General features: G+C 60.0%; 12 protein-coding genes. 2 read left to right on the forward strand and 10 right to left on the reverse strand.

The features are described from left to right. Positions 1-11: 11 nt before the first annotated feature. From hbdH to AB4N43_RS00275, 10 genes are all read right to left on the reverse strand, one after another. Positions 12-785: a 3-hydroxybutyrate dehydrogenase gene (gene hbdH / locus AB4N43_RS00230; protein ID WP_027923789.1), complete on the reverse strand. Its 774-nt coding sequence runs from the start codon at positions 783-785 to the stop codon at positions 12-14. Between the two features lie 7 nt (positions 786-792). Continuing rightward, positions 793-2,184 carry a GntP family permease gene (locus tag AB4N43_RS00235; RefSeq protein ID WP_027923790.1) on the reverse strand — a complete coding sequence of 464 codons (1,392 nt, stop codon included), beginning with the start codon at positions 2,182-2,184 and terminating at the stop codon, positions 793-795. A gap of 288 nt (positions 2,185-2,472) precedes the next feature. After that, entirely contained in the window at positions 2,473-3,888 is a 1,416-nt protein-coding gene (locus AB4N43_RS00240) for a sigma-54 interaction domain-containing protein (RefSeq protein WP_059182859.1), read from the reverse strand. Between the two features lie 68 nt (positions 3,889-3,956). Then, positions 3,957-5,531, reverse strand: coding sequence for an ABC transporter ATP-binding protein (locus AB4N43_RS00245; protein ID WP_460152702.1), 1,575 nt, complete (start codon positions 5,529-5,531; stop codon positions 3,957-3,959). Positions 5,532-5,545: 14 nt separating this feature from the next. After that, positions 5,546-6,568 carry an ABC transporter permease gene (locus AB4N43_RS00250; protein ID WP_027923793.1) on the reverse strand — a complete coding sequence of 341 codons (1,023 nt, stop codon included), beginning with the start codon at positions 6,566-6,568 and terminating at the stop codon, positions 5,546-5,548. Then, on the reverse strand, positions 6,568-7,629 hold the full coding sequence (locus AB4N43_RS00255) for a microcin C ABC transporter permease YejB (protein ID WP_059182860.1): 1,062 nt from the start codon (positions 7,627-7,629) through the stop codon (positions 6,568-6,570). Before AB4N43_RS00255 ends, AB4N43_RS00250 begins: the two co-directional genes overlap by 1 nt. After that, positions 7,629-9,497: an extracellular solute-binding protein gene (locus AB4N43_RS00260; RefSeq protein WP_059182861.1), complete on the reverse strand. Its 1,869-nt coding sequence runs from the start codon at positions 9,495-9,497 to the stop codon at positions 7,629-7,631. Before AB4N43_RS00260 ends, AB4N43_RS00255 begins: the two co-directional genes overlap by 1 nt. 136 nt (positions 9,498-9,633) lie before the next feature. Continuing rightward, entirely contained in the window at positions 9,634-9,915 is a 282-nt protein-coding gene (locus AB4N43_RS00265; protein ID WP_027923796.1) for a peptidylprolyl isomerase, read from the reverse strand. 82 nt (positions 9,916-9,997) lie between these two features. Beyond that, positions 9,998-10,879 carry a lipase family alpha/beta hydrolase gene (locus AB4N43_RS00270; protein ID WP_027923797.1) on the reverse strand — a complete coding sequence of 294 codons (882 nt, stop codon included), beginning with the start codon at positions 10,877-10,879 and terminating at the stop codon, positions 9,998-10,000. A 306-nt stretch (positions 10,880-11,185) separates the two neighbouring features. Continuing rightward, the gene (locus AB4N43_RS00275; RefSeq protein ID WP_460152705.1) at positions 11,186-12,265 is read right to left on the reverse strand and encodes a 3-deoxy-7-phosphoheptulonate synthase; all 1,080 of its coding nucleotides are present in this window, start codon (positions 12,263-12,265) and stop codon (positions 11,186-11,188) included. Between the two features lie 625 nt (positions 12,266-12,890). On the opposite strand from AB4N43_RS00275, the gene AB4N43_RS00280 reads away from it, so the two are divergent. Both AB4N43_RS00280 and AB4N43_RS00285 read left to right on the forward strand, forming a co-directional pair. Next, on the forward strand, positions 12,891-13,649 hold the full coding sequence (locus AB4N43_RS00280) for a carbon-nitrogen hydrolase family protein (protein WP_194940160.1): 759 nt from the start codon (positions 12,891-12,893) through the stop codon (positions 13,647-13,649). Beyond that, entirely contained in the window at positions 13,650-14,093 is a 444-nt protein-coding gene (locus tag AB4N43_RS00285; RefSeq protein WP_460152707.1) for a GNAT family N-acetyltransferase, read from the forward strand. Positions 14,094-14,095: the final 2 nt, after the last annotated feature.

Consider the following 14,095-nt stretch of genomic DNA (forward strand, 5'->3'; position numbering starts at 1 on the left):
GTTTGGGGGGGTTACTGCGCCAACCACCCACCATCAATATTCCACGCCGCGCCACGCACCTGACTGCCGGCCTCGCTGCACAAAAACAGCACCAGTTCACCCAATTGCGGCGGGGTGACGAACTCCAGTGACGGCTGTTTCTCGGCCAGCAAATCATGCTGCGCCTGCTGCGGATCGATCCCGGTCGCGGCACGGTCATCAATCTGCTTCTGCACCAGCGGCGTCAAGACCCAGCCCGGGCAAATCGCATTGCACGTCACGTGCGTCGTCGCGGTTTCCAGGCCCACCACTTTGGTCAAGCCGATCACCCCATGTTTGGCGGCGACGTACGCGGCTTTACCCACCGAACCCACCTGACCATGCACCGAGGCAATGTTAATGATCCGCCCCCAATTCTTCGCACGCATGCGCGGCAGGCACAGGCGGGTGCTGTGAAACACCGAGGACAGGTTGATCGCGATAATCGAGTCCCAGCGCTCCACCGGAAACTCTTCTACCGACGCCACGTGCTGGATGCCGGCATTGTTGACCAGAATATCGATGCCACCGAATTCGCGCTCGGCATAGGCAACCATCTCGGCGATCTGCGCCGGGTCGCTGACGTCGGCGGGGTGATGACCGACCTTGCCACCGAACTGCTGGACCTCGGCGATCACCTTGGAAGCATCGCCGAAACCATTGAGCACCACGTTGGCGCCGGCCTTGGCCAAGCTGAGTGCAATGCCCAGGCCGATGCCGCTGGTGGAACCGGTGACCAGTGCGGTCTTGCCTGTAAGAGTCGTCATGAATACCTCACACAATGCCAGTGGCGTAGAAAGTGCCGATGACCACGAAGACCGCCAGGGTCTTGATCAGCGTAATACAGAAAATGTCTTTATAGGCTTCGCGGTGCGTCAGCCCGGTGACCGCCAGCAAGGTAATCACCGCGCCGTTGTGAGGCAGGGTGTCCATGCCACCGCTCGCCATCGCAGCCACGCGGTGCAGCACTTCCAGTGGAATGTTGGCCGCGTGGGCCGCCGCGATGAAGTCATTGGCCATGGCCGCCAGCGCGATGCTCATGCCGCCCGAGGCAGAACCGGTGATGCCCGCGAGCAAGGTCACGGTAATGGCTTCGTTGACCAGCGGGTTGGGAATGCTCTTGAGCCAGTCAGCCAGCACGAGGAAGCCTGGCAGCGAAGCAATCACCGCACCGAAGCCGTATTCCGAGGCGGTGTTCATTGCCGCGAGCAACGCGCCACTGACCGCACTTTTGCTGCCTTCAGCGAGTTTGCTGCGAATCGCCTGGAAGCCAAACACCAGCACCATGATGATGCCCACCAGCAGTGCCGCCTGAACGGCCCAGATGGCCGTCAGTTTGGCGATTTCGGTGGTCACCGGCGCGGCCATGCCTGGCAGCGCGAGGCTGTGGGTCTTGCCGTACCACTGCGGGATCCATTGGGTGAACAGCAGGTTCATAATGCCCACGGCCAGCAGCGGCGACAGGGCGATCCACGGGTTAGGCAGCTTGATATCGGCCGAGGTTTCCGGCTCGTTGCGCAACTCGGTGCCATAGCCTTCGCCGGCCCGTAGGGCCTTGTTGCGCTGACGCTGGAGAAACAGCATGCCGGCGCAGAACACGAAAATCGTGCCGATCAAGCCCAGCCACGGCGCCGCCCAGGCGGTGGTGTTGAAGAAAGTGCTGGGGATGATGTTTTGGATCTGCGGGGTGCCGGGCAGGGCGTCCATGGTGAACGAGAACGCGCCCAAGGCGATGGTCGCCGGGATCAAACGCTTGGGGATGTCGCTCTGGCGGAACATTTCAGCGGCAAACGGATAGACCGCGAACACCACCACAAACAACGACACGCCGCCGTAAGTGAGCAGGGCGCAGACCAGCACGATCACCAGCATCGCCTGGCGTGTGCCGAGCAGGCGAATGGCGGCGGCGACGATGGAGCGCGAGAAGCCGGACAACTCAATCAGCTTGCCGAACACCGCACCGAGCAGGAACACCGGGAAATACAGTTTGATGAAGCCGACCATTTTTTCCATGAACACCCCGGTGAAGGCGGGCGCGACGGCGGAAGGGTCGGTGAGCAGGACGGCGCCGAGGGCGGCAATCGGGGCGAAAAGGATAACGCTGTAGCCACGGTAAGCAGCGAGCATCAACAGCGCGAGGGCTGCCAAGGCAATGATCACACTCATGGTGTGTCTCCTGGATTGTTATTTTTGTAGGGTAGGTCTTTTGTGGGAGAGGGCTTTAGCGAGATTCGTGCCAGAGAGTTAAGCGATTGAAATATAAAGATATTTATTAGTATTCGAGGCGATGGTTAATTATTTGTCTCTTTTTTGAGATGTTTTTTAAGGGTGACGGGGCCTCATCGCGAGCAAGTTCGCTCCCACAGGTTGAGTGAGTTGGCCCTGAGAACTCGGTCCCCTGCGGGAGCGAGCTTGCTCGTGATGGTCTGTCTAATAATGGAGATGTATGTCTCTTTATTGAGACTCTGCAATCCCCAATGCCACCATCTTCTTGTACAGCGTCGACCGCCCCAACCCCAGCCGCGCCGCTGCTTCAATCACCTTACCCCCGCATTGCACAAGGGCGGACTCAATCAACTGCCGGTCAAACCGCTCTCGAGCCTGGCTAAACGTCTCATGCTCAGCTGCCTCAATCATCTGCGGTGTCGAGCGCTCGACTGGCGTGAAGGTGCCAATCGCTGCACGAATCTCTGCGGCATCCAGCAGCAGGTCATCACTGAGTAACGCCGCCCGCTCCAGGACGTTACGCAGTTCACGAATATTCCCCGGCCACGCGTGCTGCCCCAGCAACTCCAGCGCCTCGCGGTTCAGTTCATGCTGACTGCGCAACTCCTCAAGAATCGCTTCGCTGAGTGCCGGCAGGTCGTCGAGGCGATCCCGCAGTGGTGGCACGTGGATGGGCAGCACGTTCAGGCGGTAATACAAATCCGCCCGAAACTCGCCACGTTTGATGGCGGCTTCGAGATCGGTCGAAGTGGCTGCGATCACCCGCACATCGCTGTGGATCACTTCATTGGAGCCGACCGGCTCGAATTCCTTCTCCTGCAAAACCCGCAGCAGTTTGCTTTGCAGTGGCAGCGGCATGTCGCCGATTTCATCCAGGAACAAGGTGCCGCCCTGGGCGATCTGCAACTTGCCGGCGCGGCCCTTGCGGTCGGCGCCGGTAAACGCGCCTGGGGCGGTGCCGAAGAATTCCGCTTCCAGCAACGATTCGGGAATTGCCGCGCTGTTGATGCTGACAAACGCTTTGTGCGCGCGCGGTGAGGCGCTGTGGATCGCCTGGGCCAGCAGCTCCTTGCCGGTGCCGGTTTCACCGAGCAACAACACGGGTGACTCGGCGCTGGCACTGCGTCGGGCGCGACGTTTGACTTCCAGGCTGGCCGCACTGGTGCCGATGAAATGGGCGAAGTTGTACTTGGTCTGCCGCGCCCGCAGTAGCGAGCGGGTCGACGCCAGTTCTTCCTGCATGCTCATGTAGCGCTTGAGCATGGGCGACAGGCTGCGCAATTCGTCGAACAGAGCAAAACCAATCGCGCCGATCACCACGCCCGCATCGTCATGAATGGGCAGGCGCATCACTACCAGCGGTTCTTTGGGGGTGTCTTGCATGTCGAGCAAAATCGGGCGTCCGGTGCGCACCACTTCGCGCAGCAGACTGCCGGGGATCACGCTTTCGCAGGCCTTGCCGATTGCCACTTCCGCCGACTCCAGGCCGAAACGCCGGGCATAGCGCTCGTTCATCCAGACGATGTTGGCATCGCGGTCGACAATCACCGTGCCTTCGCTGGACTGCTCGATGATCTCGAACAGCGAGCGGATCGCCAGCAGGCGCACACGCTGGTAGTCCTTGAGGCTTTCGGTGGTGTTCATGGGCTCTTATCCAAAATGTTTAGTGCCAGTGCGGGCCTGCTCGCGATGGCCGCGACTCGGTCTTGCGACTAACGCGGATGCGCCGCCGCCAACAGCTCTTTGGTGTACGGATGCTGCGGTGATTCAAATACCTCATGGCTGGCACCGCGTTCCACCACTTTGCCGTCCTTGATCACGATCATGTCGTGGGCCAGGGCGCGCACCACCGCCAGGTCATGGCTGATAAACAAATACGTCAGGCCGTGTTTTTCCTGAAGCTGGCGGAGCAGGGCGACCACTTGCTTTTGTACGGTACGGTCCAGTGCCGAGGTCGGCTCGTCCAGCAGAATCAGTGCCGGTTTCAGCACCAGCGCCCGGGCAATGGCGATACGTTGACGTTGGCCGCCGGAAAATTCGTGTGGGTAGCGATGACGGCTTTGCGGGTCGAGGCCGACTTCTTCAAGCGCCCGAATCACTTCGGCCTTGCACTGTTCATCGGTCAACTGGCTGTGTACCTCAAGGCCCTCGCTGATGATCTGTGCCACCGACATGCGCGGGCTGAGGCTGCCATAAGGGTCCTGGAACACCACCTGCATTTTCTTGCGCCACGGCCGCAACTGCTTTTGCGTCAGGCCATCCAGCGCAGCGCCCTGAAAACGAATGCTGCCTTGGGAGTCGAGCAAACGCAGGATCGCCTGGCCGAGCGTTGACTTGCCCGAGCCGGATTCGCCGACGATGCCCAGTGTCTTGCCGCGCTGAATGTTGAGGCTGATGCCGTCCACCGCATTGAGGTAGGTCTTGCGCTGAAACAACCCGCCACTGAGGGCGAACTGCACGCGCAGATTGTCCACTTCCAGCACGTTCTCGCGCTCGTCGCGGGGCAGGGCTTCGCCCTCCGGCTCGGCGTTCAACAGCAAGCGACTATAAGGGTGCTTCGGCTCGGTGAAGATCGTTTCGCAGGTGGCCTGCTCGACGATTTCCCCGGCCTTCATCACGCACACGCGCTGGGCAATGCTGCGCACCAGGTTGAGGTCATGGCTGATCAGCAGCAGCGACATGCCGAGTCGTTGTTGCAGGGATTTGAGCAGGATCAGAATCTTGCGCTGTACCGTGACGTCCAGCGCCGTGGTCGGTTCATCAGCGATCAGCAACTCAGGCTCGCAGGCCAGGGCCATTGCGATCATCACCCGCTGACGCTGTCCGCCCGAGAGTTGATGGGGATAAGCCTTGAGCCGTTCCTTGGGCTTCTGAATGCCGACCAGGTGTAACAACTCAAGAATTCGCGCTTGCGCCGATTTGCCGGTCAGGCCTTTATGCAGCAGCAGGGTTTCGCCGATCTGCTTTTCGATGCTGTGCAGCGGATTGAGCGAGGTCATCGGCTCCTGAAAAATCATCGCGATCCGGTTGCCGCGCAATTCACGCAACACATTGGCCGGGGCGCCGAGCAGTTGCTTGCCTCGATAACGGATGCTGCCAGTGGATTCGGTGCCGGTTTCGGGCAGCAACTGCAGGATCGAATGCGCCGTCACCGATTTGCCGGAGCCCGACTCGCCGACCAGCGCCAGGCATTCGCCGGGGCGGATGTCCAGGCACAGGTTGCGTACCACGGTTTCGCCGCTGAAGGCGACGCTGAGGTCACGGATTTCGATCAGGGGGGTACTCATATCAACCGTCCGTGTCAGGATCTCGGATCGAAAGCATCACGTAATGCCTCGCCGATAAACACCAGTAAAGAAAGGATCAGCGCCAGGGTGAAAAATGCCGTCAGCCCGAGCCATGGCGCTTGCAGGTTCTGCTTGCCCTGACCGATCAGTTCGCCGAGCGATGCGCTGCCGGCCGGCATGCCGAAACCCAGGAAGTCGAGTGCCGTCAGGGTGGTAATCGCCCCGGTCAGAATGAACGGCAGGTAACTCAGGGTCGCGTTCATCGCGTTGGGCAGGATGTGCCGCACGATCACTTTGCGATCCGACAGGCCCAGCGCCCGGGCTGCTTTGACGTATTCCAGGTTGCGCCCGCGCAGGAACTCGGCGCGCACCACATCGACCAGCGCCAGCCAGGTAAACAGCGCCATCATCCCCAGCAACCACCAGAAATTCGGTTCGACGAATCCGGACAGAATGATCAGCAGGTACAGCACCGGCAGCCCGGACCAGACTTCCAGCAAGCGCTGGCCGATCAGGTCGACCCAGCCGCCGTAATAGCCTTGAAGAGCGCCGGCGGCAATGCCGATCAGGGCGCTGACAAAAGTCAGCATCAACGCAAACAGGATCGATACCCGCGCACCAAATATCACTCGGGCTAATACATCCCGAGACTGATCGTCGGTGCCCAGCCAGTTCACACTGGAGGGCGGGCTGGGTGCAGGTTTGTTGAGGTCATAGTTGGGCGTGTCGTCACTGAACGGGATGGGCGGGAACAACATCCAGCCGCCGTCCTTTTTGATCAGCTTCTGTACATAGTCGCTGCGGTAATCCGCCTGGAACGGCAGTTGCCCGCCGAACGCCTGCTCGGTGTGACGCTTGAACACCGGGAAATACCATTGGCCCTGATAGCTGACCACCAGCGGTTTGTCGTTGGCGATCAACTCGCCACCCAGGGTCAGCGCAAACAGGCCGATGAACAACCACAGCGACCACCAGCCCCGGCGATTTTTCTTGAAACGTTCAAAGCGGCGGCGGCCCAACGGCGAGAGCTTGAACATCAGGCATTCCTCGCGGCGAAGTCGATGCGCGGGTCGACCAGGGTGTAGCAGAGGTCGCCGACGAGTTTTATCAGCAGGCCGAACAGCGTGAAGATAAACAGCGAGCCGAACACCACCGGATAGTCGCGCGAGACGGCGGCTTCATAGCTCATGCGGCCGAGGCCATCGAGGGAGAAAATCACTTCGATCAGCAAGGAGCCGGCGAAAAATACGCTGATGAACGCCTGCGGAATCCCCGATACCACCAACAGCATCGCATTGCGGAACACGTGCCCATACAGCACCCGGCGTTCGCTCATGCCTTTGGCACGGGCGGTGATCACGTATTGGCGGGTGATTTCATTGAGGAACGAGTTTTTGGTGAGGATGGTCAGGGTGGCGAAACCGCCAATCACCAGCGACGTTACCGGGAGCACCAAGTGCCAGAAGTAGTCAGCGATTTTGCCCACGGTGGACAGCGAATCAAAGTTGTCCGAGACCAGCCCGCGCACCGGGAACCAGTTCAACGAGGTGCCGCCCGCAAAGACCACGATCAGGAACATCGCGAACAGGAACGCCGGCATGGCGTAGCCGATGATGATCGCAGTGCTGCTCCAGATATCGAAATGGCTGCCGTGGTGCACGGCTTTGCGGATACCCAGGGGGATCGACACCAGGTAGGTGATCAACGTCGCCCACAGCCCGAGGGAAATGGTCACCGGCATTTTTTCGAGGATCAGGTCGGTGACCGTGGCGCCACGGAAGAAGCTTTTGCCGAAGTCGAGCCGGGCGTAACTGGTGAGCATCAGCCACAGGCGTTCATGGGCAGGTTTGTCGAAACCGTATTGTTTTTCGATGTCCTTGATCAGTTGCGGGTCCAGGCCGCGGCTGGCGCGCGAGGTGCCGTGCATGGTTTCGCCGGAACCGCCACCGACCGTCGCACCGCCGATGCCTTGGAGGTGCGCAATCGCCTGTTCCACCGGACCGCCGGGTGCCGCCTGAACGATGACGAAGTTGACCAACAGAATGATCACCAGCGTCGGGATAATCAGCAGCAAGCGCCGCAGTATATAAGCCCACATCAGTGTGGTCCTCCGGGTCTGCCACGGCTGATTTGCTCGGCGGTCATTTGCTGGTTGGTCAGCGGGGTGGTGCTTATTTCCCACCAACTCTCAATGGCTTCGTCATTGCTGGCCTGCTCGTTGGGCCGACCGAAGCGGTTCCACCAGACCGTCGAGGTGCCCGGTGGGTAATAGTTGGGAATCCAGTAGTAGTTCCATTGCAGCACCCGGTCGAGCGCGTGGGCGTAGCGCAGCATCTCGGGCTGTGTGGTGGCGCGGACCACGCCGGTGATCAGAGTGTCGACCGCCGGATTCTTCAGCACCATGTAGTTATTGGCGCCGGGGTCGTTGGCCGAGATCGAGCCGAAGTAATTGAACAGTTCGCCACCGGGGGAGGTGGTGACCGGGTAGCCGGTCACGATCATGTCGTAGTCGCGGCTCATCAAGCGATTCACATACTGGGACGAATCGATGCGGCGGATGTTCAGGTCGATGCCGATCTGTTTCAGGGTGCGCTTATAAGGCAGCAGCAGTCGGTCCATGCCGTTCTGGCTGACCAGGAAAGTAAAGCTCAGCGGCTCGCCCTCGGCGTTGACCAGTTGATCGCCATCGGGTTTCCAGCCGGCCTGTTCGAGCAGGTCCAGTGCTTGCAGCTGCTTGTCGCGGATCACACCGCTACCATCGGTTTTCGGTGCTTCGAAGACCTGGGTGAACACCTCGTCGGGGATCTGTCCGCGCAACGGTTCAAGAATGGCTAGTTCCGCCGCATCGGGCAGGTGCCGCGCCGCCAGGTCGGTATTGGAAAAGTAGCTTTGCTGGCGGATGTACATGTCACGCATCATCTGCCGGTTGCTCCATTCGAAATCCCAGAGCATGGCCAGGGCCTGGCGCACCCGGCGATCCTGGAACATCGGGTTCTGCAAGTTGAAGACAAATCCTTGGGCCGGTTGCGGTGCGTCTTGGGCCAAATGCGCCTTTTGCAGGCGGCCGTCGCTCAGGGCCGGGCTCTCGTAACCGATGGAATAGCCGGTGGCGGAGAATTCGCGGTTGTAGTCATAAGCGCCACCACGTAGCACCTGGCGGGCAACGTCGGTGTCGCCGAAGTACTCGATGCTGAAATGATCGAAGTTGTAGAGGCCGCGGCTGACCGGCAGATCCTTGCCCCACCAGTTGGCGTCGCGCTCGAAGGTGATGCTGCGACCGGAGTCGACTTTGCCCACCTTGTAAGGACCGCTGCCCAAAGGCGCCTCGTACCCGCCGCCGTTGGCGAAGTCGCGGGTCTCCCACCAATGCTCGGGAAATACCGGCAGCGTTGCGATGTCGAGGGGCAGGGTGCGGTTTTCATTGCTCTTGAAGTCGAACCGAACGGTCAGAGGTGATTCAACTTCCACGCCTTTGACGTCCGCGAACTGGGTGCGATAGCGCAGGCTGCCCTGAGTCATTAGCAGGTTGTATGAGTAGCGCACGTCTTCGGCCGTGATTGGCGTGCCGTCGGCAAAGCGTGCCTTGGGGTTGAGATAGAACCTCAGGAACAGACCGTCGTCCGGGCGCTCCATTTTTTGTGCGACGAGGCCGTACACGGTGTAGGGCTCATCCAGCGAACGCTGGGCCAGCGGCGAGTAAAGCAATCCGTCGATTTGCGTGACGCCAATGCCCTTGTCGATGTACGGCAGGATATGGTCGAAGTGGCCAATTTCAATCGCCGAGCGACGCATCGTGCCGCCCTTGGGGGCCTGCGGGTTGGTGTAGGCAAAGTGACTGAAGCCGGCGGGATATTTCGCGGGTTCGCCGTACACGGTCAACGCATGTTGCGGTGCGGCATTCACACCGGCGGCGCCCAACAGCAGCACCACGGCAGTGAACAATAAAGTGGGGAAAGCCAGTCGCATTGTCAGCCTTAGAGCCGGAGGATCGAAAAGCACAATTTGTACGCTAGCGGCGCGTCCCTCGCCAGTCTAAAAACGTATCCGAAACACAACGGCCCACCAAAAGGCGGGCCGTTATGGGTAAAGCCTGGCGGATCGATCAGTCCTGACGACTGGTCACTTCCAGCAAGTGATAACCGAACTGGGTTTTCACTGGGCCTTGTACAACGTTGATTGGAGCGCTGAACACCACGGTGTCGAATTCCTTGACCATCTGGCCAGGACCGAACGAACCCAGGTCGCCGCCTTGACGGCTGGACGGGCAGGTGGAGTTGGCTTTGGCGATTTCGGCGAAATCAGCGCCGCCTTCGATCTGGGCCTTGAGTTCGTTGCACTTGGCTTCCGAGGCAACCAGGATGTGACGGGCAGTGGCTTTAGCCATGGGAAATTCTCCTTTCAATATTCAGTAAAGTGCGGAGCCTACCGGATTCAGTGGCCTATTTCTCGTCAAAGTTGCGGACAGATTATAGGCCCGCGTTTCTCAGGCGCTCGGCATGCTGGACATACAACGCCACGGGATCGATGGCTTTGCGATGCAAGCCGCCGGTATGACCGAGGCTGCTCAGGTGATCCAGCGGATAGTCGGAGCGGATGACTTTTCCCAGGTGGGAGCTGTAGCGGCCGACCAAACCGTCATTCTGCTCCGCTTCCGTGGTGAAGTAGTGGGAGAAGGCACGGAGGAAACCGTGCAGTGGATCGAGCGCTTTCAAGCCCTCGTCGAGAAGGGTTCCCTGTAACGTGCCGCTCCAGGAGTAATAACGCACGCCGTTCACCACATCTCGGCCCTTGCCGCCCCAGGTCTTCGGTAACCCTTGGGGGTATTTGTCGTTGAAAGCCCCTACGCCTTCGGTGGTCAGCGCATTGAGAGCCGCGACTGCGTTTTGTGGCAAGTGCAGGTTGCCGCTGAGTAACGACACAAAATCAGCGAACAGCGTCGCCACCGTCGCCGCGACATGTTCTGGAAGACGGCCGGGCGTCAGCGCCTTGCGCAAGAAGTCGGCCAGTTCCGAGCCGTGGTTCGGGCCACTGACTGATGTCACCGACGCCACCGCATGGGGTGCTATCGCCGCCGCATAGCGTGCCGCCAATGCTCCTTGGCTATGACCGATCAGGTTGACCTTGCTGGCGCCGGTTCCTTCCAGCACCCGTTCGATCTGTGCCAATAGCTGGTCGCCACGTACTTCGTTGCTGTGGGTAGCCGACAGGTGTGGGATGAACACCCTGGCCCCCGCACTTCGCAAGGACTGCTTGACGTCCTGGAAGAATTCGGTCGTGCCGATACGGTCGAAGCCGAAGAGCCCGTGGATCAGCAGGATAGGGTACTGGGTGGTTGCGTTCCGTAGCATGTTGATTCCTTTTTCGCGATCGTTCAGAGGAGTGCAGATGGGCTCACTCTAAAGCACCCCAGCGCTTGGGCGGTGTATGAGGAATCCGCTGTAAGCTGATGAAAAAGGTATAGAAAGTGTAGGAAAGTTCGAAAGTGGTTGAGGTCTTGTTCCGATTGTTTCGACATCTTTTGATCTGTAACAGCGCGTTTGCCTGCGATGGCCTACTCAGGAAACGGCTTTACCTGTCAGTGATGTCGTGTTTCAACCACAACGCAACCTGTAGCAGCAGGCTGCGCCAACTGCTACAGAAATTGCGCTAGCCGTTTATTGATGCCCGTGCTGCGCTCGAAGCCGGTCAGCGGCGTTGCGCAACAATTCCTCCGTCCCGTTCCAGCCAAGACAGCCATCGGTCACCGAGACGCCGTAGCGCAACGTTGGACTCAAGGGCTGGCAACCTTCGAACAGATGGCTCTCGATCATCATGCCGATCAGCGAACGGTCACCTTGCAGGCGCTGTTCCAGTACGTCATTGAACACCGCTGGCTGCCGCGCCGGGTCTTTGCCGCTGTTGGCGTGGCTGCAGTCGACCATGATCCGCGCAGGGATCTTCAGTCGGGTCAAATCGCGGTTCACCTGGCCGACGCTGTCGCGGTCGTAGTTCGGCCCCTGATGCCCGCCGCGCAACACCAGGTGCGTGTCGGGATTGCCCGGTGTCTGGATGATTGCCGGATGCCCCTGGCTGTCGACGCCGAAATGTCGATGCGGATGAGCGGCCGAGCGCATGGCGTCGCTGGCCACGGTCACGCCGCCATCGGTGCCGTTCTTGAACCCGACCGGCATGCTCAGGCCGCTGGCCATTTCCCGGTGGATCTGTGATTCGGTGGTCCGGGCACCAATCGCCACCCAGCTCAGCAGGTCGTCAAAGTAGCCCGCGGCCATGGGTTGCAGCAGTTCGGTGGCAATCGGCAAGCCGAGACGGAGCATTTCGCGCATCAGCTCGCGCGACAACGTCAAGCCGCCAGCCATGTCATCACTGCCGTCCAGGTGCGGATCGTAGGCCAGGCCTTTCCAGCCGACCGTGGTGCGCGGTTTTTCGACGTAGGCGCGCATGACCAGCAGCATTTCATCGCTGACGTCGGTGGCCAGTCGGGCAAGGTTGGCGGCGTATTCGAGGGCGGATTGCGGGTCGTGAATCGAGCAAGGTCCGACGATCACCAGCAAACGGGAGTCTTCACCGTTGAGGATTGCACGGACCGCGTCGCGGTGAGCGGCGACTTGACGGGTCAGGGCGTTGCTGAGGGGCAGTTGCTGCTTGAGTTGCAATGAGCTGGGCAGACGCAGGGTCAGCGCTTCATTGGCAGGATTCAACGTGGACAGCGGCAAAGCAGAGACGGACGAGTTCATGGCATGGCTTCCTGGGCTGGCGGCGGGTTCGTTCCCGCGCGCTCGGCCCTACTGGGGTGTTCGACAATTGGCCGGATTGGCTGCGTGTGTGTGCTTGCCACCTGTGGGTGACCGATCGGAGGCGGCAGGCTGTCCCGAGCGGAGGCTGGTAAATCGCCAGGCGGTAAAACTGTCGTAACGGTAATAAGTGGCGTAGTTCATGTCGTGAATCCTCAAAGTGTCTGGTGTGTCGCAAAAGTGTTCGGGGCTGAAAAAACAAAACCCCCGGTCGGGAGGCCGACCGGGGGTTTGAAAACTCTGGCGGCGACCCGTTTAAAGTGGGCGCCGTGTGGGTATCAGGCGCGCCAGTGGCTAAACCAATACCCAAAATAAAAGCTGACCGAAGCACAGACGTCATTCACTCGCGCAGCCGCCACCGAACGCTGAGCGTTGGCAGTTGGAAGCTGTGAGAGGGCGTTGAACATGGTCTGTCTCCGATGGATGCGCCGAGCTTACTAGAGGCCGGTGCGCGGTTTCAATCAGAAAATGCTATCAATCGCCGACGGCATTTTCTATCGCTTGAGTGCGCGCTGCTTTATGACACACTTTGTGTTTTGCTCATCCACCAACGTCACAAGGACGAAACATGACGCCATTGACTATTGCCGCGGCTCAATCGATCTCGGTCGCTGGTGATCTTGCCGCCAACATTGCCCGGCATCAGCGTTTCATGCAGGTTGCTGCGGAGCAGGGCGTTCAGTTGCTGGTCTTTCCTGAATTGTCGTTGACCGGCTATGAGCGAGGCTTGGCAGCTGAATTGGCCATCGCACCGGATGCCGAGGTGTTGCGTCCGTTGCGGGATTTCGCCCGGGAAGTCGGCGTCACCAGTGTGGTCGGCATGCCGATTCGGCTGTCGGACGATTCGCCGGTATTGATTGGTGCGCTGGTGTTGGGCGCCGATGGTTCACTCGGGGTCTACAGCAAACAGCATCTGCACCCCGGCGAGGAAGTGGCGTTTGCGCCGGGCACAGGTGGCTCGATGTTGACCATCGGTGGCGATACCGTCGCGCTGGCGGTGTGCGCTGATTTTTCTCACGCCAGTCATGCTGCCGCGGCCGCGGAGCAGGGCGCCGACCTCTATGCCGCCGGTGTGCTGATCACGGAAAACGGCTATGCCCTGGACACGGCGCTCCTGCAAGGGTACGCCGGCACACATTCAATGACGGTGTTGATGGCCAACCACGGCGGTGCGACCGGAGGCTGGGAGTCTGCAGGACGCAGTGCCCTCTGGGCGTCGGACGGTTCGCTGATTGCTGCGGCACCGGGTACGGGGAATCTAATGGTGGTGGCGCGCCGCGAGGCGGGTGGCTGGAACGGCACTGTTATTGACGTTACGGAGGCTTGAATGGGTTTCGAATGGCGTCTGGCGTCACCCGTCGATCTCGACTTCGCCCGGAAACTGACCTGCGACAACATGCTGCGCTATTACATCCAGCACGATCTGCTTTGGCTGGATGAGGCGTTTGATGTCGCCTGGGCGGGGCGCGAGAACCGCATGATTGTGCGCGATGAGTCAGTGCTGGGTTTTGTCAGCCTGAGTCGCGATGCAAACGCCTTGTACATTCGCGAACTGCATGTGCTCGAAGCGTTTCAGGGGCAGGGCGCGGGTGGTTGGGTGATCGATGAGGTCTTCGCGCTCGCGTGCAAGGAACGACGTCCGGCATTGCGCCTGACCGTTTTTGAAAATAATCCGGCAAAAAAACTTTACGAACGAAAAGGGCTGAAGGTGGTCGGTCAGGACGAGTGTTTCCTGAGAATGCAGCGTGATATCGACAGGCTTCATCGCTGAAA

This window comes from Pseudomonas sp. S2_B07 (genome assembly GCF_054668435.1).

Excerpts from the sequence above, each read along its gene's own strand:
- hbdH (WP_027923789.1), bottom strand. The coding sequence starts at position 785 with ATGACGACTCTTACAGGCAAGACCGCACTGGTCACCGGTTCCACCAGC.
- AB4N43_RS00235 (WP_027923790.1), bottom strand. The coding sequence starts at position 2,184 with ATGAGTGTGATCATTGCCTTGGCAGCCCTCGCGCTGTTGATGCTCGCT.
- AB4N43_RS00240 (WP_059182859.1), bottom strand. The coding sequence starts at position 3,888 with ATGAACACCACCGAAAGCCTCAAGGACTACCAGCGTGTGCGCCTGCTG.
- AB4N43_RS00245 (WP_460152702.1), bottom strand. The coding sequence starts at position 5,531 with ATGAGTACCCCCCTGATCGAAATCCGTGACCTCAGCGTCGCCTTCAGC.
- AB4N43_RS00250 (WP_027923793.1), bottom strand. The coding sequence starts at position 6,568 with ATGTTCAAGCTCTCGCCGTTGGGCCGCCGCCGCTTTGAACGTTTCAAG.
- AB4N43_RS00255 (WP_059182860.1), bottom strand. The coding sequence starts at position 7,629 with ATGTGGGCTTATATACTGCGGCGCTTGCTGCTGATTATCCCGACGCTG.
- AB4N43_RS00260 (WP_059182861.1), bottom strand. The coding sequence starts at position 9,497 with ATGCGACTGGCTTTCCCCACTTTATTGTTCACTGCCGTGGTGCTGCTG.
- AB4N43_RS00265 (WP_027923796.1), bottom strand. The coding sequence starts at position 9,915 with ATGGCTAAAGCCACTGCCCGTCACATCCTGGTTGCCTCGGAAGCCAAG.
- AB4N43_RS00270 (WP_027923797.1), bottom strand. The coding sequence starts at position 10,879 with ATGCTACGGAACGCAACCACCCAGTACCCTATCCTGCTGATCCACGGG.
- AB4N43_RS00275 (WP_460152705.1), bottom strand. The coding sequence starts at position 12,265 with ATGAACTCGTCCGTCTCTGCTTTGCCGCTGTCCACGTTGAATCCTGCC.
- AB4N43_RS00280 (WP_194940160.1), top strand. The coding sequence starts at position 12,891 with ATGACGCCATTGACTATTGCCGCGGCTCAATCGATCTCGGTCGCTGGT.
- AB4N43_RS00285 (WP_460152707.1), top strand. The coding sequence starts at position 13,650 with ATGGGTTTCGAATGGCGTCTGGCGTCACCCGTCGATCTCGACTTCGCC.